Source organism: Streptomyces sp. NPDC002870 (assembly GCF_042888505.1).
In the GTDB taxonomy this organism is placed as follows: Bacteria; Actinomycetota; Actinomycetes; order Streptomycetales; family Streptomycetaceae; genus Streptomyces.
Genome location: NZ_JBIAPW010000032.1, coordinates 46775 through 73770 on the forward strand (window position 1 = coordinate 46775; position 26996 = coordinate 73770).

Annotated in this window: 20 protein-coding genes; 5 read left to right on the forward strand and 15 right to left on the reverse strand. The window is 70.7% G+C overall.

The window, feature by feature from the left end:
* Window positions 1-50: 50 nt before the first annotated feature.
* Window positions 51-2255, forward strand: a complete 2205-nt coding sequence (locus tag ACFYWY_RS29935; RefSeq protein WP_389191767.1) for a germacradienol/geosmin synthase — start codon at window positions 51-53, stop codon at window positions 2253-2255.
* Window positions 2256-2323: 68 nt separating this feature from the next.
* On the opposite strand, the gene ACFYWY_RS29940 is transcribed toward ACFYWY_RS29935, so the two are convergent.
* The 3 genes from ACFYWY_RS29940 to ACFYWY_RS29950 form a co-directional block, all read right to left on the reverse strand.
* Entirely contained in the window at window positions 2324-2824 is a 501-nt protein-coding gene (locus ACFYWY_RS29940; RefSeq protein ID WP_389191770.1) for a hypothetical protein, read from the reverse strand.
* A 67-nt stretch (window positions 2825-2891) separates the two neighbouring features.
* A complete protein-coding gene (locus ACFYWY_RS29945; RefSeq protein WP_389191773.1) occupies window positions 2892-5807 on the reverse strand; it encodes an ATP-binding protein in 2916 nt (971 codons plus the stop codon).
* A gap of 166 nt (window positions 5808-5973) precedes the next feature.
* Window positions 5974-6321 carry a hypothetical protein gene (locus ACFYWY_RS29950; protein ID WP_389191776.1) on the reverse strand — a complete coding sequence of 116 codons (348 nt, stop codon included), beginning with the start codon at window positions 6319-6321 and terminating at the stop codon, window positions 5974-5976.
* Between the two features lie 290 nt (window positions 6322-6611).
* On the opposite strand from ACFYWY_RS29950, the gene ACFYWY_RS29955 reads away from it, so the two are divergent.
* Window positions 6612-7148 carry a hypothetical protein gene (locus tag ACFYWY_RS29955; protein WP_389191779.1) on the forward strand — a complete coding sequence of 179 codons (537 nt, stop codon included), beginning with the start codon at window positions 6612-6614 and terminating at the stop codon, window positions 7146-7148.
* Here ACFYWY_RS29955 and ACFYWY_RS29960 read toward each other — a convergent pair.
* The 5 genes from ACFYWY_RS29960 to ACFYWY_RS29980 form a co-directional block, all read right to left on the reverse strand.
* Window positions 7141-7383 (reverse strand): DUF397 domain-containing protein, encoded by a 243-nt coding sequence (locus ACFYWY_RS29960; RefSeq protein ID WP_389191782.1) that lies wholly within the window; start codon window positions 7381-7383, stop codon window positions 7141-7143. The two genes, ACFYWY_RS29955 and ACFYWY_RS29960, sit on opposite strands and share 8 nt — an antisense overlap.
* Window positions 7384-7500: 117 nt before the next feature.
* A complete protein-coding gene (locus ACFYWY_RS29965) occupies window positions 7501-8682 on the reverse strand; it encodes a thiolase domain-containing protein (protein ID WP_389191785.1) in 1182 nt (393 codons plus the stop codon).
* Window positions 8679-9725, reverse strand: coding sequence for a thiolase domain-containing protein (locus ACFYWY_RS29970; RefSeq protein ID WP_389191788.1), 1047 nt, complete (start codon window positions 9723-9725; stop codon window positions 8679-8681). The genes ACFYWY_RS29965 and ACFYWY_RS29970 overlap by 4 nt, the downstream gene beginning before the upstream one ends.
* Window positions 9722-10717 carry a Zn-ribbon domain-containing OB-fold protein gene (locus ACFYWY_RS29975; protein ID WP_389191791.1) on the reverse strand — a complete coding sequence of 332 codons (996 nt, stop codon included), beginning with the start codon at window positions 10715-10717 and terminating at the stop codon, window positions 9722-9724. The genes ACFYWY_RS29970 and ACFYWY_RS29975 overlap by 4 nt, the downstream gene beginning before the upstream one ends.
* Window positions 10718-11042: 325 nt before the next feature.
* On the reverse strand, window positions 11043-11843 hold the full coding sequence (locus tag ACFYWY_RS29980; protein ID WP_389191794.1) for a crotonase/enoyl-CoA hydratase family protein: 801 nt from the start codon (window positions 11841-11843) through the stop codon (window positions 11043-11045).
* A 166-nt stretch (window positions 11844-12009) separates the two neighbouring features.
* Here ACFYWY_RS29980 and ACFYWY_RS29985 point away from each other — a divergent pair, with 166 nt between their 5' ends.
* A complete protein-coding gene (locus ACFYWY_RS29985; protein ID WP_389191798.1) occupies window positions 12010-13632 on the forward strand; it encodes an acyl-CoA synthetase in 1623 nt (540 codons plus the stop codon).
* A 163-nt stretch (window positions 13633-13795) separates the two neighbouring features.
* Here the strand turns inward: ACFYWY_RS29985 and ACFYWY_RS29990 are convergent, their stop codons facing one another.
* Window positions 13796-14332 carry a VOC family protein gene (locus ACFYWY_RS29990; RefSeq protein ID WP_389191801.1) on the reverse strand — a complete coding sequence of 179 codons (537 nt, stop codon included), beginning with the start codon at window positions 14330-14332 and terminating at the stop codon, window positions 13796-13798.
* 219 nt (window positions 14333-14551) lie between these two features.
* Between ACFYWY_RS29990 and paaK the strand changes: the two genes are divergently transcribed.
* The gene (paaK, locus tag ACFYWY_RS29995; RefSeq protein WP_389191804.1) at window positions 14552-15838 is read left to right on the forward strand and encodes a phenylacetate--CoA ligase PaaK; all 1287 of its coding nucleotides are present in this window, start codon (window positions 14552-14554) and stop codon (window positions 15836-15838) included.
* On the opposite strand, the gene ACFYWY_RS30000 is transcribed toward paaK, so the two are convergent.
* The 3 genes from ACFYWY_RS30000 to ACFYWY_RS30010 all read right to left on the reverse strand — a co-directional run bounded on the left by ACFYWY_RS30000 (window position 15825) and on the right by ACFYWY_RS30010 (window position 20217).
* Window positions 15825-17327, reverse strand: coding sequence for an acyl-CoA synthetase (locus ACFYWY_RS30000; protein ID WP_389191807.1), 1503 nt, complete (start codon window positions 17325-17327; stop codon window positions 15825-15827). The two genes, paaK and ACFYWY_RS30000, sit on opposite strands and share 14 nt — an antisense overlap.
* 206 nt (window positions 17328-17533) lie before the next feature.
* Window positions 17534-19111, reverse strand: coding sequence for an acyl-CoA synthetase (locus ACFYWY_RS30005; protein WP_389191810.1), 1578 nt, complete (start codon window positions 19109-19111; stop codon window positions 17534-17536).
* A complete protein-coding gene (locus ACFYWY_RS30010) occupies window positions 19108-20217 on the reverse strand; it encodes an NAD(P)H-dependent flavin oxidoreductase (protein ID WP_389191813.1) in 1110 nt (369 codons plus the stop codon). Before ACFYWY_RS30010 ends, ACFYWY_RS30005 begins: the two co-directional genes overlap by 4 nt.
* A 151-nt stretch (window positions 20218-20368) precedes the next feature.
* Here ACFYWY_RS30010 and ACFYWY_RS30015 point away from each other — a divergent pair, with 151 nt between their 5' ends.
* Entirely contained in the window at window positions 20369-22210 is a 1842-nt protein-coding gene (locus ACFYWY_RS30015; RefSeq protein ID WP_389191816.1) for a serine hydrolase, read from the forward strand.
* A 68-nt stretch (window positions 22211-22278) separates the two neighbouring features.
* Here the strand turns inward: ACFYWY_RS30015 and ACFYWY_RS30020 are convergent, their stop codons facing one another.
* Genes ACFYWY_RS30020 through ACFYWY_RS30030 form a run of 3 tightly spaced genes read right to left on the reverse strand, consistent with a single transcriptional unit; the run spans window position 22279 to window position 26994 of the window.
* Window positions 22279-23811 (reverse strand): phytoene desaturase family protein, encoded by a 1533-nt coding sequence (locus tag ACFYWY_RS30020; protein WP_389191819.1) that lies wholly within the window; start codon window positions 23809-23811, stop codon window positions 22279-22281.
* A 16-nt stretch (window positions 23812-23827) separates the two neighbouring features.
* On the reverse strand, window positions 23828-26059 hold the full coding sequence (locus ACFYWY_RS30025) for a tetratricopeptide repeat protein (protein ID WP_389191822.1): 2232 nt from the start codon (window positions 26057-26059) through the stop codon (window positions 23828-23830).
* Window positions 26041-26994 carry an oxygenase MpaB family protein gene (locus tag ACFYWY_RS30030; RefSeq protein ID WP_389191825.1) on the reverse strand — a complete coding sequence of 318 codons (954 nt, stop codon included), beginning with the start codon at window positions 26992-26994 and terminating at the stop codon, window positions 26041-26043. The genes ACFYWY_RS30025 and ACFYWY_RS30030 overlap by 19 nt, the downstream gene beginning before the upstream one ends.
* Window positions 26995-26996 lie beyond the last annotated feature (2 nt).

Consider the following 26996-nt stretch of genomic DNA (forward strand, 5'->3'; position numbering starts at 1 on the left):
ACGACCCGTCCGCGCCGAGCGCGGATGCTCACCGAAAGGCCCTGGCGCACATGGCACAGCCCTTCGTACTGCCTGACTTCTACGTCCCGTATCCGGCGCGGCTCAATCCCCACGTCGAACAGGCGCGGCGGCACACCAGGGAGTGGGCACGCCGGATGGGGATGCTGGAGGGCTCCGGCATCTGGGAGGAGAGCGACCTCGAAGCACACGACTACGCCCTGCTGTGCGCGTATACCCATCCCGACTGCGACGCCGACGCCCTCGGTCTTGTCACCGACTGGTATGTGTGGGTCTTCTTCTTCGACGACCACTTCCTGGAGATCTTCAAGCGCTCCCAGGACCGCGAGGGCGGCAAGACGTATCTGGACCGACTGCCGGCCTTCATGCCGATGGACCTGGCGGAGGGCACGCCGGAGCCCACCAATCCGGTCGAGGCGGGACTGGCCGATCTGTGGGCGCGCACCGTGCCGAGCATGTCCGACGCCTGGCGGGTGCGGTTCGCCGAGGCCACGAAGAATCTTCTGAACGAGTCACTCTGGGAGCTGTCCAACATCAACGAGGGGCGTATCGCCAATCCCGTCGAATACATCGAGATGCGCCGCAAGGTCGGCGGCGCGCCATGGTCGGCGGGGCTGGTGGAGTACGCGGCCGGAGCCGAGGTCCCTCGGTCCGTGGCTGGTTCGCGCCCGCTGCGGGTGCTCACCGACGCCTTCTCCGACGGTGTCCATCTGCGCAACGACCTCTTCTCCTACCAGCGGGAGGTCGAGGAAGAGGGTGAGCTCAGCAACGGTGTGCTGGTGCTGGAGACCTTCCTGGGCTGTACGACCCAGGAGGCGGCCGACGCCGTCAACGATCTGCTGACCTCGCGGGTCCAGCAGTTCGAGACCACCGCGCTCACCGAAGTCCCCGCCCTCTGCGCCGAGAAGCGTCTCGGCCCGGCGGAGTGTGCGGCAATCGCGGCGTACACAAAGGGGCTTCAGGACTGGCAGTCCGGCGGCCATGAATGGCACATGCGCTCCAGCCGCTATATGAACGAGGGGGTGGACATCGGCCGGTCGCCGTTCGGCGGGGTACTCGGCACCTCGGCTCTCGACATCAGGACGCTCTTGGGGCGCCCGGCCGCCGCACGGCTGCGCAGCCTCACCCATGTGCCTCAGCAAGTGGGGCCTTCCCTGCTGCCGGAGTTCGACCTGCCGTTCCCCGTGTCGATCAGCCCTCACCACGAGGATGCCAGGAAGAAGTCCGTCGAGTGGGCGGCCCGGATGGGGCTGCTGAACGACATCTGGGACGAAGCGGCACTGACCGGTTTCGACTTCGCGCTCTGCTCGGCCGGGATCGACCCGGACGCCACCCCCGAGGAGCTGGAGCTCAGCGCGGAGTGGCTGACCTGGGGGACGTACGCCGACGACTACTACCCCCTCGTCTTCGGGCGGTCGCGCAATCTCGAAGGGGCGAGACTCTGCAACGAACGCTTCAAGGCATGCATGCCGGTGGACGAACCGGCTGCCGGGGCGGCCGTCGCGGTGTCCCCTATGGAGCGGGGGCTCGCCGACCTGTGGGAGCGCACCGCCGGACCGTTGACTCCCGAGGCGCGGCAGGCCTTTCGCCGGGCGATCGACGTCATGATCGAGAGCTGGCTGTGGGAACTCCACAATCAGGCGCAGCACCGCATCCCCGACCCGGTCGACTACATCGAGATGCGGCGGCTGACCTTCGGTTCCGAACTCACCATGAGTCTGTCCAGGCTGGTCCACGCCGACCGGTTGCCGCCGGAGATCTACCGGAGCGGACCGGTGCGCAGTCTGGAGAACTCCGCCATGGACTACGCCACACTGATGAACGACCTCTTCTCGTACCAGAAGGAGATCGAGTTCGAGGGCGAGCTGCACAACGGCGTACTGGTCGTGCAGTCCTTCTTCGACTGCGACTACCCCACCGCCGTCACGATCATCGACGATCTGATGCGGGGGCGACTACGCCAGTTCCTGCATGTGAAGGAGCACGAACTCCCCTTGCTGTATGAGGAATTCGGACTCGACAAGGACGGCAGGGCCGCTCTCGACACCTATGTGCGGGAGCTGGAGGACTGGGTCGCCGCAATCCTGAACTGGCACCAGGGCATCCGCCGCTACCGGGAGGAGGATCTGCGCGGCGGCCCGGCGACCCCGCCGCAGCTCAACGGGCCCACGGGGCTCGGCACTTCGGCGGCCCGCATCCTGAAACTGTTCGCTCAGCCCTCCCCCGTCAGCACATAGCGCCTGCCGGAGAGTGAGTTGATGACCGGTGCGGCCCCTCGCGAGGACGACGCGGCGGGCCGTGCGGGTCAGCCCTGCTGGAAGAGCTCCGCGGGCAGCGGCTTGAGCAGCGCGTACAGATCGTCGGTGATCGGCCGGTCCCAGCTGGCGATGGTCACCAGGACGTTGTCGCTGCGGTCGAACTGCACGCAGGAGATACGGCTTTCTGAGAGCTTGAGGCGGCGCACGATCAGCAGGTTGTCACCCTGCATCACCGGCGTGTCCTCGACGTCCACGACCTCGACCGGCTCGTCGTTCTCCAGGGCCAGCAGCAGCTGGGCCACCTCGAAGGGGATCTGTCCGTCTTCGAGCTCGCGGGCCGGCGAGCCCTCCGGCAGATTGCCGATGATCATCGCGGGGCCGCGGCCGCCGAACAGGTCGTACCGCAGGAAGACGCCCTGGCAGGTGCCGTCCGGGGCGGGCAGCAGACCGGCGCCGAGATTGCCGGGCCAGTCGCCCGGGTCCATGGCCAGGACATCGAAGTCCGGGCCCGCGGGGGTGGCGGCGCTACGGCGGCGGAGGAACGACATACCGCCATGGTACGTGTCCGGGCGGGCCCGGCGGAGCCGGGGCACGGAGCCTCCTGGACGTCGCCGGTCACCGTCCACGACCGCCGCCGTGGGCCTCGGCCAGGACCTCACCCATGGCCGTCGGCAGGCCCGCCTCGTCGGTGCCCGCCTTTCGGTAGACGGCGGAGAGCAACCTGGTCACGGCCTGTTCGTCGAGGTGGAGAGCGGCAGCGACGGCGGCCCTGTCGCGCCCCTGGGCGGTCAGCACGGCCGCGGCGCGTTCGCGGGCGGTGAGGGCGTCGGTCTCGATGGCCCGCAGTCGGCGCGGGCGCAGCCCGGCGGCCGCGAGTTCGGCTCGGGCGATGTCCGCCAGCCCGTCGGCGCCGCACTGCCCGGCGGCCTCCAGACCGCGGTAGAGATGGTCGGCGGCCTCCTTCGGATGGCCGGTGCGGCGCAGATGCGTACCGAGGTCCACGAGGGCGCGGGCGAGTTCGTACGCGGCCGGAGAGCGCTCGAGATGGGCTACGGCCTCTTCGAGGAAGGCCGTGCGTTCGGTGCCGCCGGACACCTCGGCGGCCACGCGCAGGGCCTGGCCGATCGCCGATGCCGCCCCGAAGCGGCGGGCACGGTGGACCGCTTCGAGAGCGGTCGCGCGGGCCCGGTCCGGCGCGTCGTGCGCCTCGGCGAGTGCGAGGTGGAGCTGCCAGGGGCACCAGGCGGGGTTGTACATGCCGCGTGGGTCGAGCCGCCTGCCCACGGCGGCCAGTTCGACGGCCGCTTCCTTGGGGCGGCCGCGGGCGAGCAGCAGTTCGCCGTACACGGTCTGGGAGTCGGGGAAGGTCACGGCCGCGGGGAAGGGTTCGCCGAAGTCGTGATCCTCGGCGATCCGCACCGCCTCATCCGTGCGCCCGCGGGCGAGCAGGACCTCGACGAGGGTGCCCAGCGCGTACCACTCGACGGGTGTACGGGGCCCGACCCGTTCGGCCAGGCGCAGCCCGGCCCGTACGAAGTCCTCGGCCTCCGCCAGCCGTCCGCGCCGGTAGCGGATGTAGGCGAGGAGGGTGTACGCGAAGGAGAGATGCGCGCCGCGCCACCCCTGGCTCTCGAACTCCGCGGTCCCGGCGGCGAACAGCTCCTCGGCACGGCCCGGCCGGTCACCGTAGAGAAAGGTGAGGGCGACCAGAACGGGGACTTCGAAACCCCGGTCCTCCACCGCCCAGCTCAGTCCGCCCTCCAGTGCCCGCTCGGCGTGGCCGAGGGCGACGGCGGCGGGTTCGGCGCGCAGCATCGCGTCCCAGGCGCGCAGCCCGATGATGTACCGCTCGGTGAGGTCGCGTCCGGTGAGACGGTCGGCGAGCCGGGCCAGCCGCCGCGATCGGGCCGGCGAGTCGGGCTCGTCGGCGCGGAAGGCGTCCCACATGAACTTCTCGGCCTGCATACGCAGCCGGGTGCGCGGATCGCTGGTGAGGCGGGCTTCCCTGGCGAGGGTGTCGGAGGCTTCGCCGAGCCGGTCGGAGTGGGCGAGGACCTGGGACAGGCGGTAGACGATGCCCTGGCGCAGGGCCGGGTCGGCGATGGGTTCCTCGAGGGCGGCGCGCAGATGGTTGACGGTGGTGGCGGGTTCGGTGAGGAGGGAGGCGCAGCCCAGTTCGTACAGGACGGCGGCCCGGTCCCCGAAGGGCGGCGGCTCGCGCAGGGCGCGGGCGAGGTGGCGGCGGGCGGCGTCGGGGGCTCCGGCGCGGAGCGTCTCCCCCGCGGCCCGGCGCAGCTGCTGGACGACCCACGGGTCGCCCTCGGGATGGGTCTCCATCAGGTGGCGGGCGGCGGCCGTGGAGCCGAGTCCGGCGTCGATGACGCACCAGGCGGCCTGGCCGTGCAGGGCGACCCTTACGGCGTCGGGGATGGCCCGGTACACGGCGGTGGCGATCAGCGGGTGGACGAATTCGAGGGTGCCCGATCCGGTGAGGATGCGGGCGTCGCGCAGTCGGTCGGCGGCGCGGGCGGCCTCCTCGCTGCCGAGACCCGCGACGCTCGCGGCGAGTGCGGGCGGGATCTCGGTGCCGAGTACGGCGCCCGCCCAGGCGAGCCGGACGGTCGAAGTGCCGAGGGCTTCGAGGCGGGCGACGAGTCCGCTGCCCTTGACGTCGGCGGCGAGGTCGCGCAGGAGGTGGGCGCCGGCCTCGTTGGGTTCGAGTCCCCGGTCGGTGACCTTGGCGGTGAGCTCGACGGCCTCGAAGGGGTTGCCCGCGGTGACGGTCCAGCATTCGCGGCAGAACGCCTCGTCGGCGTCGTCGCCGAGCTGTTCGCGTACGAGTCGTCCGACGGCCGGTGCCGTGAGGGGTTCAAGGTCGATGGGGCGCTGTCCGGCCCGGCCGGGGAGCCCACGGAACTGCTGTGCGTGGTCGGGGAGTTCCTCGGGCCGGTAGGCGACCACGAGCAGCATCGGGAGATCTTCGGCGCGGGGCGCGAAGGCGGCGAGCCAGCTCAGCGACTCCGGGTCGGCCCAGTGGGCGTCGTCGAGGACGACGACGAGCGGGGCACGCTGGACGGCAAGATGGCTGAGGACCCAGTCGAGGCCGTCGCGCAGGCCCTGCGGGTCGGGCGGTGCGCCCGCCTCGGCGGTGCACAGGCCCAGTGCGGGGCCGACGATGGCGTACCAACTCCCCAGCTGCAGCCGGAGCGCGGCGTCGGACGAGCCTGCGAGCTGGGGCTGGATCAGCTGCCGGGCCACATGGAAGGCGACCTGTTGCTCCTGGTCGCCGCCGCGCGCGGAGAGCACGGTGCAGCCCTTGTCGGCCGCGCGCCGGCGCACTTCGGCAAGCAACGTCGTCTTGCCGAGGCCCGCGTGTCCCGCGAAGGCGAGTAGGGCGCCGCGCGGACGCTCGGGTGGCTCGACGTCGTCCGGCCGGAGGCCGACGAGCTCGCTCAACGCCTCGTCGGCGGCGGCCAGTTCCGCCTCGCGCTCGAAAAGACGACGTCTGGTTCTGCCGGCACGTCGTGTCATGGTGCACCCCCACGGCCGGGGCGTACGCCCGGCATGGTGAAAGGGCTGCCGGACGGACGTCCTCGAGGCACCTCAGAGTACGCCCGCTCGGCCGCGAGCGGGCCCGTCCGGTGAAAGGGGGTTGTCCGGATCGATTATCGGGAACGGTTGTTCCCGTTCCGGCTCGTCACGCCGTTGTCTGGGTTGTGCCGAGTCCGGGGGCGACCGACCCGTTGATCTTGTCTATGGCCTGCCGGGCGTGCTCACCCGGAGTGCGGGCGGTCAGGGACGACACGGACGAGGGCACACCCTGCTGGGTCCGGTCGGGTGCGGGCCTCGCATGGCCTGCGGTCCGCGTGCGCAGCCGATGGCTCGCGGCCTCGTCGAGGGTCACCGGGCGCTGCATCTGGGCGGCCAGCCGACCCGCCTCCTGCCCCAGTGCGGCGATGTCCTCCCACTGCAGACGGAGCACCAGACGGAGTTCGGCCTCCCCGTCCGGGAGGGCCTGGAGGGGAGGACTTGCGGGCTCATTCATGGCTGATCCTCACGGTCTCGGAACGGAATCTCGCGGGAACGCTGCGCACCCGTTTGCGGGGGTGCGCAGAGTGATACGGGAAATCGCCCCGGCGTGTTCAACGGGTGCCGCGACGCGCTCTGTCCGCCATGGCGGGTCATGGCGAATGGTGAGGGCAAGATCGAGTGCGAGAGGATGAGCGGGCACGGTCATGCCCCAACTGCCTTGCGGCACACGGGACACCCGCGACTGGCATGCGCCGTGGTGCTGCACGCCGCACACCGGACCTCGGGGGAAACACACCATGACGAATGAACACGTGCTGGCGGTCTGCCGCAGCAACTGGGAGTACCGAGGGCTCGACGACGCGTCCGTACGGGAGATGCTCGACGAGCTGTCCGCGCAGCTCGCGCACGCCCCGCGACGTCGTCGGCGGCGACATCCGGACCTTCGCCGCGTCCCGGGCACGGGCGCGCAGACCGCTGTCGTACCGCCTGCCGCGGATGGCCGCGATGGTCTCCTTCGTCCTCGGCGTGGCGCTGCTGCTCGGACACCTGCTGCGGTGGAGCGCCGTACTGCCCATACCGCCGAGCCGCGTCGCCTTCTACGCCGCGATCGCGGCCGTCACCGTGGTCTGGGAGCTGCGCCGCGGCAGCCTCGGCGGGCGCAAGGGGTGGCTGGTCGCCTTGGTCGTCGGCCTGCCGGTCTTGGTGATCACCGACCGGCTGGCGGGCGACGAGCCGCTCCTCGACCTCCCTCTGTGGGGCACCCTCCTGCTGCTGCTTCCCGGCCTGCCGTACGCCGTCGCCGACGCGCGGGCCCGGAAGGCCGCTTCGACGGTCAGGTGAGGTCGAACTCCCCGTCTCGGGCGTTCAGGACGAATGCGCGCCACTCGGCCGGGGTGAAGATCAGCGACGGGCTCTCCGGCCGTCCGCCGTTGCGCATTGCGATGAAGCCCTCGACGAAGGCGATCTGGACGTCTCCCGTTCCCTGACTGCTGGACTGCCAGTCGGCGTTGCTGAGGTCGAGTTCCGGCTTGTCCCAGCCCGAAAACCTTTGCCTGGTGGTCGTGCTCTCGGTCACGTCCGTGCTCCTCCCGCATCGGCTCCGGGGCTCAGACTAGCGATCGTCTCCGGTTGCGGACAGGCCACGGAAGAAGGACCGCGGCCTGTCCGCCGCCATATGCCGTACGGCGGACGGTCAGGTGGTGGGCGGCTCGGCGCCGACCAGCCACATGGAGAAGAACTGCGACCCGCCGCCGTAGGCGTGACCCAGTGCCCTGCGAGCCCCTTCCACCTGGTGTTCGCCCGCCAGCCCGCGTACCTGGAGGGCGGCCTCTGCGAACCGGATCATGCCCGAGGCCCCGATGGGATTGGTGGACAGCACGCCGCCCGACGGGTTGACGGGCAGATCGCCGTCGAGTTCGGTGACGCCGGACTCGGTGAGCTTCCAGCCCTCCCCCTCGGCGGCGAAGCCCAGGTTCTCCAGCCACATCGGCTCGTACCAGGAGAACGGGACGTACATCTCCACCGCGTCGATCTCCCGGCGCGGATCGGCGATGCCGGCCTGCCGGTAGACGTCGGCGGCGCAGTCCTTGCCGGCCTGGGGCGAGACGAAGTCCTTGCCCGCGAACATCGTGGGCTCGCTCCGCATCGCGCCGCCGTGCATCCAGGCGGGCGGCCGCGGCGCACGGGCCGCGCCCGCGCGGTCGGTGAGGATCATCGCGCACGCGCCGTCGGAGGAGGGACAGGTCTCGGAGTAGCGGATGGGGTCCCACAGCATCGGGGACGACTGGACCTTCTCCAGCGTGATGTCGTGCTCGTGGAGATGGGCGTACGGATTCTTCAGTGCGTTACGGCGGTCCTTGTACGCGACGAGGGAGCCGACGGTGTCGGGCGCGCCGGTGCGGCGCATGTACGCCCGTACGTGCGGGGCGAAGAAGCCGCCCGCGCCCGCGAGGAGGGGCTGCTGGAACGGGATCGGCAGCGACAGGCCCCACATGGCGTTGGACTCGGACTGCTTCTCGAACGCGAGGGTGAGGACGGTGCTGTGCACGCGGGCCGCCACCAGGTTGGAGGCGACGAGCGCGGTGGAGCCGCCGACCGAGCCGGCGGTGTGGACGCGCAGCATCGGCTTGCCGACGGCGCCCAGCGCGTCGGCGAGATAGAGCTCCGGCATCATCAGGCCCTCGAAGAAGTCCGGCGCCTTGCCGATGACGACGGCGTCGATGTCCGACCAGGTCAGGTCCGCGTCCTGAAGAGCGTGCCGGGCGGCCTCACGGACCAGTCCCGCGATGGAGACGTCCCGGCGGGCGGCGACATGCTTGGTCTGGCCGATGCCGACGACGGCCACGCACTCTTTGGATGTCGCAGCCTTGCTCATGACTCTCCCTCGAGTACGGCGACCAGGTTCTGCTGGAGGCAGGGGCCGGAGGTGGCGTGGGCGAGCGCCCGGTCGGACTTGCCGCGGTGGATGCGGGCGGCGGCCTCGCCGAGGCGGATCAGGCCCGCAGCCATGACCGGGTTGGCGGCGAGCGCTCCGCCGGACGGGTTGACGCTCACCCTGTCGTCGAGCTTGAGGGCTGTGCGCAGGACGACTTCCTGCGAGCTGAAGGGTGCGTGCAGCTCGGCGGTGTCGGCGGGCCGTTCGAAGGCTCCGGCGCGTTCGGCGGCGAGCCGGGTGGACGGCGAGTCGGTGAGGTCGCGGACTCCGAGGCTGTGCGGTTCGATGCGGTGGTCCATGCCGCGGATCCAGGCGGGGCGGTCGCACAGTTCGCGCGCTCTGTCGCCGGCCGCGAGGATCACGGCGGCCGCGCCGTCGCCGATCGGCGGGCAGTCCCCGGTCCGCAGCGGCTGGACGAGGTACTCGCCCGCCGGAACCGAGCCCGTCAGTTGAGCGTGCGGGTTGTCCGACGCTGCCGTGCGGCTGCGGGCGGCGATCTGCGCGAGGGCGGGTTCGTCGGTGGCTCCGGCGTCGATCAGCGCCTGCGCCTGGAGTGCGGCGAGTGCGATGGAGTCGGGCCAGAGCGGGGCCACGTAGTACGGGTCGAGCTGCCGGGTCAGCACGTCGCGCAGCTCTCCGGGCGAGGACTTTCCGTAGGCGTAGACGAGGGCGGTGTCGGCCTCGCCGGTGAGGATCTTGACCCAGGCCTCGTACAGCGCCCAGGCGCCGTCCATCTCGACATGGGACTCGGAGATCGGCGGCCAGGCCCCGACGCCGTCGAGGGCCATGGTGAAGGAGAAGGCACGCCCGGCCAGATAGTCGGTGGATCCCGAGCAGGTGAAGCCGATGTCACTGGTCTGCAGTCCGGTCCGGCGCAGTACGTCGTGCAGGACCGGCATCAGCATCTCGACCTCGGAGAGCTCGTCGGTGCGCCGCAGGTGGTCGCTCTGCGCGAAGGCGACGATCGCCACGTCTCGGGTCACAGCAGCTCCTTGTACGTGTCGTAGTCGGCGTCGGGCTCGCCGGTGGGCCGGTAGTGGTCGGGGTGACGGCCGCCTTCCGCCCAGACCGGTTCGACGCGCAGGCCCATCCGCACCTGGTCGTACGGGATGCCGCCGATGCGGGCGTGCAGGGCGAGGTCGGCGCCGTCGAGGGCGATGTGCGCATAGACGTACGGCACTTCGATGTCGAGATTCGCCGTATGCGCAGCCTTGATGTTGACGATGCAGTACGTGGTGACGGTGCCGCGCGGGCCGACCTCGACCTGTTCGTCGGTGGCGACGCCGCAGGTGGGGCAGGCGCCACGGGGAGGCACGTACACCTTGCGGCAGGACGGGCAGCGCTCGCCCACGGTCCTGCGGTCGGCGAGCGCAGTGATGTAGCCGGACTGGGCGCGGCCGGGCGAGTAGGTGTAGTCCAGCCGGGCGGGGGTGACGATGGCGGTCACGGCGTCGGCGAACTCGCCGCTGTGGGCGACGAGGTGGGCTGTGAGGTTGCCGGTGACGTGGGCGGTCGGCTCACTGTCGTCCGGCTCGAAGCAGGCGATGTCGGTGATCGCGCCGGTCCGCTCCTCGGCCCAGCGGATACGCACGCGCATGCCGCTGCGTACGGCGTCGGGGCCCGGCGCGTCGAGGACGTGCAGGAGGCAGGTGTCGGCCCCGTCGAGCCTGACCAGCACCCATGCGAAGGGGGTGGCGAGTGGCTGATCACGGCGCGGGGCGGGGTTCCAGGCCCAGGTGGTGACGGTTCCGGTGACGCCGACCTCGACGAGGTCGCGGATCTCCTCGGCGGTGGCCGGGTCGTACTCGACGGGCGGAACGAGCACTGTGCCGTCACTGCACTTCACGCCGAGGACCGTGCGCTCGCGCAGGCCGGTGAGGAAGGCGGACTGGACGGGGCCGAGGGAGCGGGTGAAGGGGAACTCGACGACGAGGGGGGCGCGGAGGGTGCGGGGGGCGGGGGTGGCGGCTGTCATGGGCGGGGGTCCTTTCTTGTGCGGTAGGCGTGGGTACGGGCGGGCGGGTACCGCTGCGCGGGGCTTGCCCCCACCCCGCCCCTTCCCGAACTGGGGGCAAGCCCCCAGACCCGCCCCCTACGCCCTGCGGGCGTGGGGGGACCCCCAGTACGCCCTTCGGGCGTGTCCTCAATCTCCCCCAGACTTCGTCCGGGGGGACCCCCAGGGGCTCCATTGGAGCCCCGCCGGCGATTGAGGCGCGGGGTTTGGGGCGGAGCCCCAGTTACGGGATGGGGGTACCTCCCACGGCCGCCAGGCCGTAGGGGGAGGGCGGGGTGGGGACAGTTCAGGCTCGGCGGTACACCGGCTCGCGTTTCTCCGCGAACGCCCTCGCCCCCTCCCTCGCGTCAGCCGTGTCGAAAACCGGCCAGCCCCGTTTCAGCTCCGCCGCCAGCCCCTCCCTCTCGGTCAGCTCCGCGGTCTCGTACACCGACGCCTTCACCGCCTCGACGGCGAGCGGCCCGCAGGCGTTGATCTGCTCGGCGATGGCGAGCGCCTGCTCCAGCGCGGTTCCGTCGGGCACGACACGGCCGATGAGCCCGATCCGTTCGGCCTCCTGTGCGCTGTACGGCCGGCCGGTCAGCAGCATCTCCAGGGCGTGCGTGCGCGGGATCTGGCGCTGCAGCCGTACCGTCGAGCCGCCGATCGGAAAGAGTCCGCGCCTGACCTCGAACAGGCCGAACGTGGCGCTCTCGCCCGCGACCCGGATGTCGGTGCCCTGCAGGATCTCGGTACCGCCGGCCACGCAGTACCCCTCGACCGCGGCGATCACCGGCTTGCGGGGCCGGTGGTGGCGCAGCATCGCCTTCCAGTGCAGGTCGGGGTCGGCCTTCAGCCGGTCCCGGTACTGCTCGCCCTCCATGCCCTTGCCCGCCAGGGCCTTGAGGTCCATGCCGGCGCAGAAGCCGCCGCCCGCTCCGGTCAGCACGACCGAGCGGATCGCATCGTCCTCGTCGGCCTCGGTCCAGCCGTCGTACAGGCCGACCAGCATCGGCAGCGAGAGCGCGTTCTTGGCCTCCGGCCTGTTCAAAGTGAGTACCAGTGTGGCGCCTTCGCGCTGCACGGTGAGGTGTTCGGTCCCACCCATTGCCGTCCTCCCGTCTCAAGACCTAGAACAGGTTGCAGTAGGCGGGAGCCCTATTCAATAGTTTTCTGACAGACAGTCAGATTTCTTGGCCGTCACCCCTTCCCACTTGTGCCCGGCGGCGCTCTAATGACCGCCGAGCCGAAGTTCGCCGGGGTCAGGAGGAGCGGTGGAGTACAACCTTGCCGACCTGTTCGAATCGGTCGTCGACGTGGTCCCCGACCGCGAGGCGCTTGTGTACGTCGACCATCCCGGCACGGGCGCCGAGCGCCGCCTCACCTACGCGGAGCTGGACGCCGCGGCCAACCGCGTCGCCCACCACCTCATCGACGCCGGCATCCGCCCGGGCGAGCATCTCGGCCTGCACCTCTACAACGGCATCGAGTACCTCCAGACCGTCCTCGGCTGCCTCAAGGCCCGCGTCGTGCCCGTCAACGTCAACTACCGCTACGTGGAGGAGGAACTGGTCTACCTCTACCGCGACGCGGACCTCGTGGCTCTCGTCTTCGACGCGGAATTCACGGAGCGGGTCGCGGCCGCGCTGCCGAAGACCGAGAAGCTGCGCCATCTGGTGCGAGTGGGCACGCCCCCGGACGGCGCGCCGCAGCTTGCCGCCGTCCCCTTCGTGCAGGCGGAGTCGGCCGCGTCGCCGGAGCGGGGCTTCGAGGCGCGCTCCGCCGACGACCAGTTCATCATCTACACCGGTGGCACTACCGGTATGCCCAAAGGTGTGATGTGGCGGCAGGAGGACCTGTTCTTCTCCGGGCTCGGCGGCGGCGCGCCGACCGGCGAGCCGGTCGGCGCGCCCGAGGAGCTCGCCGAGCGCGTGGCCGCTGGCGGCGAAGGCATCACCTTCTTCCCCACTCCCCCGCTTATGCACGGCACGTCGACGCTGACCGCGTTCATCGGGTTCAACTTCGGCCAGCGGATCGTCATCCACCGCAAGTTCGTGCCGGAAGAGGTGCTCCGTACGATCGAGAAAGAGAAAGTCACCAGCGTGTCCCTGGTCGGCGACGCGATGCTGCGCCCGCTCATCGACGCGCTGTCCGGGCCGATGAAGGGGACCGACTGCTCCTCGATGTTCAGCGTCTCCAGCTCCGGCGCGATCATGTCGGAGACGGTGCGCGCCCAGTTCACGGCGCTGGTGCCGAATGTGCTGCTGCTGAACAACTTCGGCTCCTCGGAGTCCGGTTTCAACGGTACGGCGACCGACGACTCCGGCCCGGAGAAGGGCTTCAGGCTGCGGGTCAACGCCCGTACGGAGGTGGTCGACCCGGTGACGTACGAGCCGGTGAAGGCGGGCGAGCCCGGCCGGATCGCGCAGCGCGGGCATGTGCCCCTCGGCTACTACAACGACCCTGAGAAGACGGCCGAGACCTTCTTCCGGCGCAGGGACGAGCGGTGGGTGCTGCTCGGCGACATGGCGACGGTCGACGAGGAGGGCATCGTCACCGTCCTCGGCCGCGGCTCGCAGTGCATCAACACCGGCGGCGAGAAGGTGTATCCGGAGGAGGTCGAGCAGGCGCTCAAGTCCCATCCGGATGTGTACGACGCGCTGGTCGCCGGTGTGCCGGACAGCAAGTGGGGCAACCATGTGGCGGCGGTGGTGCAGGTGCGTGAGGGAGCGCTCACGCCGACGCTGGACGACATCCAGTCGCACTGCCGCACCAGGCTGGCCGGCTACAAGATCCCGCGGCAGCTGGTGATCGCGCCGGAGATCCAGCGCTCGCCGAGCGGTAAGGCGGACTACCGCTGGGCGCGGACGGTCGCGAAGGAGTCGGCCGCGCAGTGACGCTCGGGGCTCAGCCCCGGAAGGGCGCAAGGCTGACCCAGCCGGAGCCGGAGATGCGCCGGGCCCCTCAAGTCCGGGCCCCCTCAGCCCGGGCGCGCCTCGGTCCGGCCCACCTCGACCCGGGGCCCGCCTCCGTCCCGGCCCGCCTCAGCCCCGGCCCGACTCAGTTCTCGTCGGTGGCCGGCCCGAGGATGCGCTCGCCGTTGAAGACGCCGAGCCGCTCACGGTAGAGCTCGAGCGGAACGCCGTTCGGGTCGCGGATGTAGAGGCTGTCCTCGACACCCCGGTCCGGTCCCAGGTAGTCGGTGCCCGACTCGTCCAGCGCCTTGCGAGCCGCGTCGAACTCCGCCGCCCCCACCGAAAGCGCGACGTGCTGCACCCCGCCGATCGTCTCGGTGATGGGCGGGTGTTCGTGACCGGGGAAATCGAAGAAGCCCAGCAGGTTCCCGTGGCCGATGTCGAAGAAGAAATGGGTCGAGCCGCGGTAGTCGCGATTCTCCACGATCTCGACCAGCGGGAAGCCCAGGAAGTCCTGGTAGAAGCGAATGGTCTCCTCGACGTCACGGCAGATGAAGGCCACATGGTGGATGCCCCGTGCGGGGGTCGGCGGCCGGTCGGACATCGGGCGCAGATAGCGCTGCCGCAGCTCCTCCCTGCGGGCGAGGACGGCGTCGAGTTCGGCTCCCTCGGGCTGAGGCATCGCGGACTCCCCTCTCGGAAGTTGTTTGCGGGATTCAACTTCTATCCCGCATCATCCACCCTCGCGTTCGACGCACCGGACAGGGATGCGACAACCGTCCGTAGGCACCAGTCCAATGAGTCCTGCCGATGTCTTGACGCCCGGACCGACGGGCTGGATTACTGATCCAGAACAGCACGACCGAATGATCGGTCGTCCGTTTGGGACGGGAGTTTCCGTATGACGGACCTGCTGGACACGGCGGAGCGGCTCAGCCGTGAGGAGCTCGAGGCGCTGCAGCTGGAGCGGCTGCGGGTGACCTTGCGCCACGCGTACGAGAATGTCGGTTTCTATCGGCAGTCGTTCGACAAGGCGGGGCTGCGCCCCGAGGACTGCCGCACGCTCGCCGATCTCGGCCGCTTCCCCTTCACCGCCAAGACCGATCTGCGGGACAACTATCCGTTCGGGATGTTCGCGGTGGAGCAGTCCGAGGTGCGGCGGATCCATGCATCCAGCGGGACCACGGGCCGTCCCACCGTCGTCGGCTACACCGAGCGCGATCTGGACACCTGGGCGGACGTGGTGGCGCGCTCGATCCGCGCGGCCGGCGGGCGGCCGGGCCACAAGGTCCATGTGGCGTACGGATACGGGCTGTTCACGGGCGGCCTCGGCGCCCACTACGGCGCGGAACGGCTGGGCTGCACGGTCATCCCCGCCTCCGGCGGCATGACCGCCCGCCAGGTGCAGCTGATCCAGGACTTCCGTCCCGAGATCATCATGGTGACCCCCTCGTACATGCTCACGCTGCTTGACGAGTTCGAACGGCAGGGCGTCGATCCCCGTGCCACCTCCCTCGAGGTCGGCATCTTCGGCGCGGAGCCATGGACCGAGGAGATGCGGCGCGAGATCGAGGAGCGGTTCGCGATCGACGCCGTCGACATATACGGGCTGTCGGAGGTGATGGGCCCGGGCGTCGCGCAGGAGTGCGTGGAGACCAAGGACGGGCTGCACATCTGGGAGGACCACTTCTATCCGGAGGTCGTCGATCCGTTCACCGGCGAGGTGCTGCCGGACGGTGAGCCCGGCGAGCTGGTCTTCACCTCGCTCACCAAGGAGGCCATGCCTGTGATCCGGTACCGGACACGGGACTTGACGCGCCTGCTGCCGGGTACGGCCCGGGTTTTCCGGCGGATGGAGAAGGTGACCGGACGCAGCGACGACATGTTGATCGTGCGCGGGGTGAATCTCTTCCCGACCCAGATCGAGGAGATCGTGCTGCGTACGCCGCATGTCGCCCCGCACTTCCAGCTGCGACTGACCCGCGAGGGCCGTCTCGACGCGCTGACCGTACGGGCGGAGGCGCGGGCAGAGGCCACGTCAGAGCAGCGGGCGGCTGCCGCTCGGGCGATCGCGGCGTCCGTGAAGGACGGCATCGGGGTGTCGGTCACGGTCGAGGTGGTGGACCCCGAGACGCTGGAGCGGTCAGTGGGCAAGATCAAACGGATTGTGGATCTCAGGACGGAGTGAAGCGGTCCCTCAGCTCGCGCTTGAGAATCTTCCCGCTGGCGTTGCGCGGCAGCTCGTCCACGAACAGGACCTTCTTCGGGGCCTTGAAGTGCGCGAGCTTCTCGCGCGCGTGGTCGATGAGTTCGTCCTCGCTGACCTCCCCGCGGGCCACGACGACAGCGGTGACCGCCTCGATCCAGCGGTCGTCAGGAAGGCCGATTACTGCGGTCTCGGCGACGGCGGGATGGGTGTAGAGGGCGTCCTCGACCTGGCGTGAAGCGACCAGCACTCCCCCGGAGTTGATGACGTCCTTCACCCGGTCGACGACGGTGTAGTACCCCTCGGCGTCGCGGACCACCAGGTCTCCGGAGTGGAACCAGCCGTCGCGGAAGGCCTCCTTCGTCTCCTCCGGCTTGTCCCAGTAGCCTTCGCACAACTGCGGGGACCGGTACACGACTTCGCCCGCTGTCCCGTCCGGGGCCTCTTCCCCGTTCTCGTCGACGACCTTGGCCTCGACATGGCGCACCGGCCTTCCGCAGGAGTCCATCCGGCCGTCGTGCTCGTCGGGTCCCAGCACGGTCGCGAGCGGGCCGATCTCGCTCTGCCCGAAGCAGTTGTAGAACCCCAGCCCCGGCAGCCGTTCACGGAGCCTTTCGAGAACGGGCACCGGCATGATGGACGCGCCGTAGTACGCCTTGCGCAGCGCGCTCAGATCGCGGGTGGCGAACTCGGGGTGGTTCGCGAGACCGATCCACACGGTGGGCGGGGCGAAGAGGCTGTCGGCGCGTCCCGCCTCGACCAGGTCGAAGACCGTCACCGCGTCGGGCGCGTCGATGATCGTGTTCTCCGCGCCCACCGCCAGATACGGCAGCAGGAACACATGCATCTGGGCGGAGTGGTAGAGCGGCAACGAGTGGACGGGCCGGTCGGTCTGCCGGAGGTCGAGGGCCTCGATGGCGCTGTCGTACTCGTGGGCCAGCGCCCGGTGCGTCATCATCGCGCCCTTGGGCAGCGCGGTGGTGCCGGAGGTGTAGAGCAGCTGCACCAGGTCGCGGGCGTCCCGGTCGGTGTCGTACGACTGAGGGGTGCTCAGCGCCGCGAGCAGCGAGTCGTCGGCGTCGCGCAGGGTCCGTACGTCGATGTCGCCGGGGATGTGCGGGACGAGATCCGGGTCGGCCAGCACCAGTGAACTCCCCGACTGGCGAAGGATGTACGCGAGATCGTCGCCGGTGAGGTTGTGGTTCACGGGTACGTGCACAAGACCTGCGCGGGCGCACGCCAGGAAGGCGATCAGATAGGCGTCGGAGTTGTGGCCGTAGGCGGCGACGCGGTCGTACTGGCGCAGTCCTTGGCCGGTCAGGACCGCGGCGGCGGTGGACACGGCGGCGTCCAGCTCGGCGTACGTCCAGGACCGATCGCGGTACCGCACGGCGGCGCGGTCGGGGGTGCGCTGTGCGCTGCCGCGCACGATTCCGTCGACTGTGCTGTTGCGTACGCGTCCACCTGTCATGGCGCGATCCTGGGCGGCCCCGACCCGACGGTCAAGACGTCGGATACCGAACGAGATGCCTCGCCCCGGCTGACTGCATGGAACAACCCGCTTTCACCGCAGTCCCGTTGGGAGGCACGTTGCTTCTCCGGCCCCGCCCTCAGAAGGCTCGCGCTCAGCGGCGTCGCCCTGTTGACTCTTGCCGGTCACGCTGCCGGGTCCGGGGCTCACACGGCGCGCTCGTGCCCCTCCCAGTAGGGCGCGCGCAGCCGGCGCTTGTAGAGCTTGCCGTTCGGGTCGCGCGGCATGACCTCGATGAAGTCCACCGTCTTGGGGCGCTTGTAGCCCGCCAGCCGGCGCTCGCAGTGGGCGAGGATCTCGGCCGCCAGCGCAGCGCCGGGTTCTTGGCCCTCGGCCGGCTCGACGACAACCTTGACCTCCTCGCCCCAGTCCGCGTGCGGAATGCCGAAGGCGGCGGCGTCGGCGACGGCGGGATGGGTGAGCAGGGCCGACTCGATCTCGGCGGGGTAGATGTTGACGCCGCCCGAGATGATCATGTCGATCTTGCGGTCGCGGAGGAAGAGATAGCCGTCCTCGTCGAGGATCCCGAGGTCGCCGACGGTGAAGAACTCTCCGATGCGGTTCTTCTTCGTCTTGGACTCGTCCTTGTGGTAGCTGAAGCCGCCGGTGCTCATCTTCATGTAGACGGTGCCCAGTTCGCCGGGCGGGAGCCTGTTGCCGTCGTCGTCGAAGACCGCGAGTTCGCTGATCGGCCACGCCTTGCCGACGGTGCCGGGCTTCTTCAGCCAGTCCTCGGCGGTCGCGAATGCGCCGCCGCCCTCACTCGCCGCGTAGTACTCCTCGACGCAGCTCCCCCACCAGTCGATCATCGCCCGCTTCACATGGTCGGGGCAGGGGGCCGCGCCATGGATGGCATGCCGCATGGATGAGACGTCGTACCGCCCCTTCACCGCGCCGGGCAGCGCGAGCAGCCGGTGGAACTGCGTCGGCACCATATGCGTGTGCGTGCAGTCGTACGCGTCGATGAGGCGCAGCATCTCCTGTGGCGTCCACTTGTCCATCAGGACCAGCGGGTGCCCGATGTGCAGGGCGGCCCCCGCGAACTGGAGTACGGCGGTGTGGTAGAGCGGCGAGCAGACCAGATGGACGTTGTCGTCGAACGGCTTGATGCCGAAGATGCCGAGGAAGCCGCCGAGGTGGGTCTCCTCCGGGAGCTTGCCGGTCAGCGGGCGGCGGATGCCGCGCGGCCGGCCGGTGGTGCCCGAGGTGTAGTTCATGACCCAGCCGAGCGTCCGGTCCGCGGGTACCGACGTTGGCTGTCCGTCGAGGAGTTCGGCGTACGGGCGGAAGCCCGGGACACTGCCCACGGCATAGCGGTCGCCGGCGGGCAGCCCGGCCTCGTCGGCGGCCGCGGTCGCCGCCTCGGCGAACCGCTCGTGCGCGATGAGCACCTTGGCGCCCGAGTCGGCGACGATCCACGCGATCTCGGGACCGACGAGGTGGTGGTTGACGGGGACCAGATAGAGACCGGCCTGCGAGGCCGCGAGGTAGACCGTGAAGAACTCGACGCCGTTGGGCAGGACGACGGCGAAGGAGTCGCCCTTCTCGAGACCGGCCGCGCGCAGGCCGTGGACGAGCCCGTTCACGGCGGCGTGCAGCCGTCCGGCGGTCCACTCCTCGCCGTCCGGCGCGATCAGGATCGTACGGTCCGGGTCCGCGGCAGCCTGCGCCCAGAAGCCTCGCCCGGACTCCGTCCGGGGGGAACCCCATGGCCGTTCGGTCATGACTGGCTCCTTCCGGCGATGCGGTTGATACGGTCCACGGCCCGCTCGAAACCGCGGGTCAGCTCGTCGAAGGCGTCCTGCACGCTGCGCTCGGAGTTCATCCGGCCGACGATCTGGCCGACGGGTGTGCCGAGCAGCGGGCCCACTTCGTACTTCTGGATCCGGGAGACGGCGTCGGCGACGAGCAGTCCCTGCAGGGGCATGGGAAGGGTGCCGGGTCCGTTCGGGTCGTCCCAGGCGTCGGTCCACTCGGTACGCAGCTGGCGGGCGGGTTTGCCGGTCAGGGCGCGCGAGCGGACGGTGTCGCCGGATTCGGCGGCGAGGAGTTTGGCGGTGAGCGCGCGGGAGTGGAGGTCGGCCTCATGGGTGGTGAGCCAGAGGGATCCGAGCCAGGCACCCTGCGCGCCGAGGGCGAGTGCGGCGGCGATCTGTTCGCCGCTTCCGATACCGCCGGCGGCGAGTACGGGCAGGGGATTCACGGCGTCGACGACTTCGGGGGTGAGCACCATGGAGGCGATCTCACCGGTGTGGCCGCCCGCTTCGTAGCCCTGTGCGACGACGATGTCGATGCCCGCTTCTGCGTGACGCCTGGCGTGTTTGGCGCTTCCGGCGAGGGCCGCGACGAGGACGCCGTGGTCATGGGCGCGCTGGACGACGTCCGCGGGCGGGGAGCCCAGGGCGTTGGCGAGCAGTTTGATCGGATAGTCGAAGGCGACGTCGAGCTGGTTGCGGGCGACCTGCTCCATCCATCCGGTGATGCGCCAGCCGGAGGCCTCGCCCTCGGGGAGATCGGGAACGCCGTGCTTGGCAAGCGTGTCCCTGACGAACTGCCGGTGCCCTTCGGGGATCATCGCCTCGACGTCGGCCTCACTCACGCCCTCGACCTTCTTGGCAGGCATGACGACATCGAGACCGTACGGCCCCCCTCCGGTGTGCTCCTGCATCCAGTCCAGGTCGCGTTTGAGGTCGTCGGGCGCGGTGTAGCGGACCGCGCCGAGCACCCCGAACCCGCTGGCCCTGGTGATGGCGGCGGCCACCGCCGGGAACGGCGTGAAGCCGAAGATGGCGTGCTCGATCCCCAGTTCCTTGCTCAGCTCCGTCTCCATGGGCGGCAGGATGCCGCAGCCCGGCGGACGAGGGAAGAGATTTCCTGATGCAGTGTCAGATTCTTGGAGGTGGTTGACAGTACCGGGGCCCGGCAAGAAAGTTTCACTGCCGTGTCAGATCCCGAAAGATACTTTCAGGAGAGGGTTCCGGATGACAGAGGACGCAGCGGGCACAGGGATCAGCCGCCGGAGGCTGGGCAGCGGAGTGCTGGCACTGGGCGGGGCGCTCGCGCTGGCACCGGTCCCCTTCGCGGAGGCGGCGTCGGGCTCGGGTTCAGGTCCGGCTTCGGGGTCGGGGGCGGGGCCGGGCGGCGCCTCGGGGGCCGGCAGCGGATCCGGGCGGCCGACTCTGCGGCGCGGGTCCGCAGAGCGGGCCGGGCTGATCCCTCGCCATCTGGACCCACTCGTCACCGACGCAGAGAGGTTCCTCGCGCCCTCCCCCAAACACCCCTGGTACGCGGGAGCTGTGCTGCTCGCGGGGCGCGGCGGCACGGTGGCGCTGCACCGGCCCATCGGCAAGGCCGTGCGCTACGCGGCGTACGACGAGAAGACCGACACCGGCGTGGAGCTCCCTGCCGACCGGCAGATCTCCATGGCCGAGGACACCGTCTTCGATCTGGCCTCGGTCTCCAAGCTGTTCACGTCGATCCTCGCCGTGCAGCAGATCGAGCGAGGCACGCTGGAGCTGGAGGCCACCGTCGCCTCCTACCTCCCGGACTTCGGGGGCGCGGGCAAGCAGGACATCACTGTGCGCCAACTGCTGACCCACACTTCCGGGTTCCGCGCCTGGATTCCGCTGTACAAGGAGCCGACGCGGGAAGGGAAGCTGAGGCTGCTGTGGAACGAGGCCCCGGCCAGCACTCCCGGCACCAAGTACCTGTACTCCGACCTCAATCTGATCTCGCTGCAACTGATTCTGGAGGAGATCACCGGCCACTCTCTGGACGAGCTGCTCCAGAGCGAGATCACCGCTCCGCTAGGCATGCACAGCACTCGCTTCAACCCGCCCGCCTCCTGGAAGCCGAAGATCGCCGCCACCGAGGACGCCCGGCTGCCGTGGTCGGGCCTGGACCGCGGACTGGTGTGGGGCGAGGTGCACGACGAGAACGCGTACAGCTTCGGCGGCGTCGCGGGCCACGCCGGTGTGTTCTCCTGCGCCTGGGACCTCGCGATCCTCGCCCGTACCCTCCTCAACGGCGGCGCCTACGGACGCTCCCGCATCCTGCGCCCGGCGTCCGTGGAGCTGATGTTCACCGATTTCAACACCGCCTTTCCCGGCGACGAACACGGCCTCGGCTTCGAGCTCTACCAGCACTGGTACATGGGTGCCATGGCCACACCCCGCAGCGCGGGCCACACCGGCTTCACCGGCACCAGCCTGGTCCTCGACCCGAGTACCGACTCATTCCTGATCCTGCTCGGCAACTCCGTCCATCCGGTGCGCAGTTGGCGCTCCGGAAGCGCCCCGCGCGTCGCCGCCGCCAACAATATGGCCCGCGCGGTCGCCGTCCGGCCCGTGCACGGACGGACCGCCTGGTTCTCCGGCATGGCCGGCTCCGCATCCGCCACTCTCACCCTGCCCGCGCTCGCACTCGCCTCGGAGCAGGCGCGGCTGAGATGCCGGCTGTGGTGGGACACCGAGCCGGGTTCGGACGCGCTGTTCCTCGAGGCGTCGGCGGACGAGGGGGCGATCTGGCGGGCGGTGCCGTTCACCACCGTACGGGGGTCGGCGGAGCCGCAGCCGCACCCGGCGGGGTCGGCGACCGGTTGGTCCGGGCGCGTCTGGCAACTGCTGACCGCGGATCTCTCGGCGTGGTGCGGCGCGAAGGTGCGGCTGCGCTGGCGGTATGCGACAGACCAGCTCTATGTGGGCCGCGGGGCGTACGTGGACGGCCTGCGCGTCGAGGACCGCGGACGCCCGGTCTTCGACGAGGCCAAGCCGGCGGACGCCGCCCTGATCGAGGTCAACGGCTGGACGGCGTCCCGGGACTGACGGGCCCTGGGACTGACTGCGCCCCGGGACTGACTGCATCCCGGGTCAGACTCCCCGTCAGCCGCAGATTACCGGCCGAGCGCGGCCATCGCCGCGTTGTGTCCCGGCACCCCGCTGACCCCGCCACCGCGGACGGCGCCCGCCCCGCACAGCAGCACATTGGCGTGCGCCGTCTCGACACCCCACCGGCCCCTGGACTCGGTGGCGTAGGGGAAGGCGAGATCGCGGTGGAAGATATGGCCGCCGGGCAGCCGCAGCTCCCGTTCGAGATCGAGCGGCGTCTTCGCCTCGATGCAGGCCTCGCCGTGCTCGTCGAGCGCGAGGCAGTCGGCGATCGGCTCGTCCAGGTGGGCGTCCAGCTCGGCGAGGGTGGCGGCCAGCAGTTCGGTGCGCGCCGCGTCGTTGTCGGCGGCGAAGAGGCGGGCCGGGGTGTGCAGCCCGAAGAGGGTCAGCGTCTGGTAGCCCTGCGCCGCGAGCTCCGGACCGAGGATCGACGGGTCGGTCAGCGAGTGGCAGTAGATCTCGGACGGCGGCGCGCTGGGCAGCCGCCCCTCGGCCGCCTCCCGGTACGCGGTCGCCAACTGCCCGTACCCCTCGGAGACATGGAACGTCCCGGAGAAGGCGTCACGCGGGTCGACGGAGCGGTCGCGCAGCCGAGGCAGCCGGCGCAGCAGCATATTGACCTTGAGCTGGGCGCCCTCCGCGGGAGCGGGGGGCTCGTCGCCGAGCAGCGCGGCCAGTTCTTGGGGCGAGGCGTTCACCAGCACCTGACGGGCCGCGACCGTGCCCGCTGCCCCCTGCGAGCGGAAGGTGACCTCGGACCGCTCGCCGTCGGTCTCGATCCGGGTGGCCTCGTGCAGCACCGCGATCTCCGCGCCCGCGTCCCGGGCAGCCGCCGCCAGTGCGTCGGTCAGCGCGCCCATGCCGCCCACCGGCACGTCCCAGTCCCCCGTTCCGCCGCCGATCACGTGGTACAGGAAGCACCGATTCTGGATCAGCGACGGGTCATGGGCGTCGGCGAAGGTGCCGATCAGGGCGTCGGTCAGCACCACGCCGCGGACGAGATCGTCGGCGAACCGCTTCTCGATCGTCACGCCGATCGGCTCTTCGAAGAGCGTCCGCCACGCCGTGTCGTCGTCGATGCGCGCACGCAGCGCCTCGCGGGTCGGCAGTGGTTCGGTGAGGGTGGGGAACACCCGCTCGGCGACCCGGCCGGTCATGGCGTAGAACTCCTGCCAGGACGCGTACTCCCGCTCCCCGCCGGTGAGCCGGGCGAACGACTCCCGGGTGCGGTCCCCGCCGACGAGCAGGCCGCCGCCGTCCTTCGGGGTGTACGAGGAGACGGTCCGTTTACGGACGGCGAAGTTCAGCCCCAGGTCGCGCACGATCTTGTCGGGCAGCAGCGACACGAGGTAGGAGTAGCGCGAGAGCCTGGCGTCGACCCCGTCGAAGGGGCGGGTGGAGACGGCCGCTCCCCCGGTGTTTCCACGGCGTTCCAGGACGAGCACAGAGCGTCCGGCGCGGGCGAGGTAGGCGGCTGCGACCAGGCCGTTGTGGCCGCCGCCGACGATCACGACATCGTACGAAGTGTGTGCGGGCATGGCCGGACCCTAACCGCTATCGGCCCTGCGCGCCCCGCTGCTGCCGCAGCGCCGCCACTCGCCGGTACAGCTCCACCGCCTCGGCATGCCTGCCGAGCTGCTCAAGACAGTGTGCTTCGTCGTTGCGGCTGGCCAGCGCGTCGGGGTGGTCCATGCCGAGCACCCGCTCGCGGGCCTCGGCGACCTGGCCGTAGACGGTCAGCGCGTCCGCCCAGCGGCCCAGCCAGCCGAGGCCCACCGCCACTTCCCGGCGGCTGACGAGGGTGTCGGGGTGGTCCGCGCCGAGGACCCGCTCGCGCAGGGCGCATACGTCGCGCGCCTCGGCGAGGGCCTCCTCCCAGCGGGCGAGCCGGCCGAGATTCACCCCGAGGCCGTGGCGGGCGCGCAGCGTCTCCGGGTCTTCGGGCCCGTGGGCGCGGGTGCGGTCGTCGACCAGGTCGCGGTACAGCTTCAGGGCCTCCGCGCTGCGGCCGAGGCGGCCGAGGCTGATGCCGACCTCGTAGCGGGCGGCGAGTGTGTCGGGGTGGTCCGCGCCCAGTGCCCGGGTACGCGCGACGGCCACCTCCCGGTAGGTCTGCAGCGCCTCGGCCCAGCGCCCCAACTGGCCCAGCGCGTACGCGACTTCGTACCGCGTGACCAGGGTGTCGGGGTGCTCGGCGCCGAGTACCCGGGCGCGCGCGGCCACGACGTCGTACGCCATCCGGTAGGAGTCCTCGAGCCGTCCCAGTCTGCTCAGGTTGAAGGCGAGGTTGTGCCGGCAGCGCAGGGTGTCGGGGTGGTCATGGCCCACTGTGCGCTCGCGGGAGTCCAGAACCGCGGCGTACACCTCATGGGCCTCGAAGTGCCGTCCGAGCTGGCCCAGTACGTACGCCATCTCCTGGCGGGCGGCGAGCGTCTCGGGGTGGTCGGCGCCCATGGTCCGCTCGCGTCCCTCCGCGACCCGGCCGAACTCCCGCAGGGCGTCGGCGGCGCGGCCGGTCCTGCCCAGCGTGAACCCGACCTCGTAGCGGCTGGCCAGGGTGTCCGGGTGGTCGGGGCCCAGGACGTGCTCGCGCTCAGCCGCGACCGCACGGTGCACTTCGCCGGCCTCCTCCCAGCGGCCGAGCCGTCCGAGGCTGAGGCCCGCGTTGTGACGGCTGGCGAGGACGGCGAGCAGCTCGGGCGGCGGAGTGGGGCGCCCGGGCGTGGTCCGGGGCGGCAGCAGCGGGCCGCCGCGCGGACCGGTGTGCGTGGTCCACTCGCCGGTCAGCCCGGCTGTGTGGTCGGGCAGGGCGGGCCGCAATGGGGAGGTGCCGGTCGCCTTGTGGCCGGTGGTCATACCGCGGGTCCAGGACGGCAGCCGCGGCTCGCGCGGGGGCGGCTGCTCGGGGCGGGGCCCGGGCACGACGGGGTGGGCCCGGCGCGCGGCGGCGCCCATCCGGCGGCGCAGCTCCTTGGCGTCGGTGGGCCGTGCCTCGGGGGTCTTGGCGAGCAGGTCGAGGACGAGCCGCTGGAAGTACTCGGGTATCTCCGACCGGTGGGTGCGCAGGGGTTGCGGCGGGGTGTCGCGGTGGCCGACGAGCACCGCCCAGGCGTCGTCGTGGTCGAAGGGCGGGACGCCGGTGGCGATCTCGTACAGCACACAGCCCAGTGAGTACAGATCGCTGCGATGGTCGACGTGGCTGCCGCTGATCTGCTCTGGCGACATGTAGTGCGGGGTGCCCATGGCGATTCCGGTGCCGGTGAGCCGGGACGTGAAGCCGATGTCCGCGCCGAGGCGGGCGATGCCGAAGTCGCAGATCTTCACCGCGCCGTCGGTGAGCCGCATGATGTTGGCGGGCTTCAGGTCGCGGTGGACGATGCCCTGTTCATGGGTGTAGGCGAGGGCGTCCGCGATCTGCTCGGCGATGTCGACGACATCGGGCACCGGCAGCGGATGCTGTTTGTTCTCCTCCAGCAGCTGGCTCAGATTGCGGCCCTGCAGCAGCTCCATGACGAGGTAGAGCACGCCTTCGTACTCGCCGAAGTCGTGGACGACGGTCACCCCGCGGTGCTGGAGTGCCGCGGCCACCCGTGCCTCGCGCCTGAAACGCTCCCGCAGCACCCGGGTGAAGTTCTGGTCGTGCTGGGGTCCCAGCGGCTTGAGGCACTTGACCGCGACGCGCCGTCCGAGGGACTCGTCGTGGGCCCGCCACACCTCGCCCATGCCGCCGCGCCCGATGACGTCGAGCAGCCGGTAGCGGCCTTGGATCAGCCTGGATTCCGCCATCGCGTGCCGTCGCCCCCGTCGCTAAGCTGCGCCCTCCTCGGCCCGTCCAGTATGGCCTCCTGTCTGCGCAGTTTGTACGTGGCCGGGCGCGCGCCGGGGCCGAGTCGCACCATCGCTTTCAAGATGTGACCTGGCGGCAGCTGCCAGCGCAGCCGGGAGGGAATGCAGCGCAGCAGGTTGCCTGTGGCGATGAGCTGATGCGTGACGCGTTCAGCGGCGGGGGCGGGTCTGCCGTACAACTCATGGGCGTATGGGGGCAGTGCGTTGTACGCGAGTGCGGCCACGCGCCGCCACATCAGTTCGCGCGCGGGAACGAACAGAGGGTTGATGGGGGGCCGCTGCAGGAAGTCGTCGACGCGGCGTGCTTCGGGTCCGGCGGCGAGCGCGGGACGCACCCGGTCGAAGTAGGCGGCGAGCTCCCCGGCGGATGCGGGCACCTCGGCCGGGTCGAGGCCGACCAGGCGTGCGCTTTCGCGCTGCTCGTCGAGGTAGCGGTCGGCCTGGGCGTCGCTGAGGGGGATGCCCGAGCGGCGCCCGACGTCGAGGTACGAGCCCACCTCGGCGCAGTGCACCCACAACAGCAGCTCCGGCTCGTCGACGCCGTAGCGCTCACCCGTGACGGGGTCGGTGGCCCCGAGGTGGGTATGGATGCGGCGGACCCGGGCGCCCGCCTTCTCCGCGGCTTCGGTGGTGCCGTAGGTGATGGTGCCGACGAAGTCGGCTGTGCGCATGAGCCGGCCCCAGGCGTCCTTGCGGCCCCTCTTGTCCCGGTTGAATGCGGCCGAGTTCTGCATGACGCCGCGGACGGCGCGGGGGTGCAGCGCCTGGAGGTACAGCGCGCGTACGCCGGCGACCCACATCATCGGATCTCCGTGCATCTGCCAGGTCACCGAGTCCGGTCCGAAGAGCCCGGGGTCCGGGGCCGCATCGCTCATGC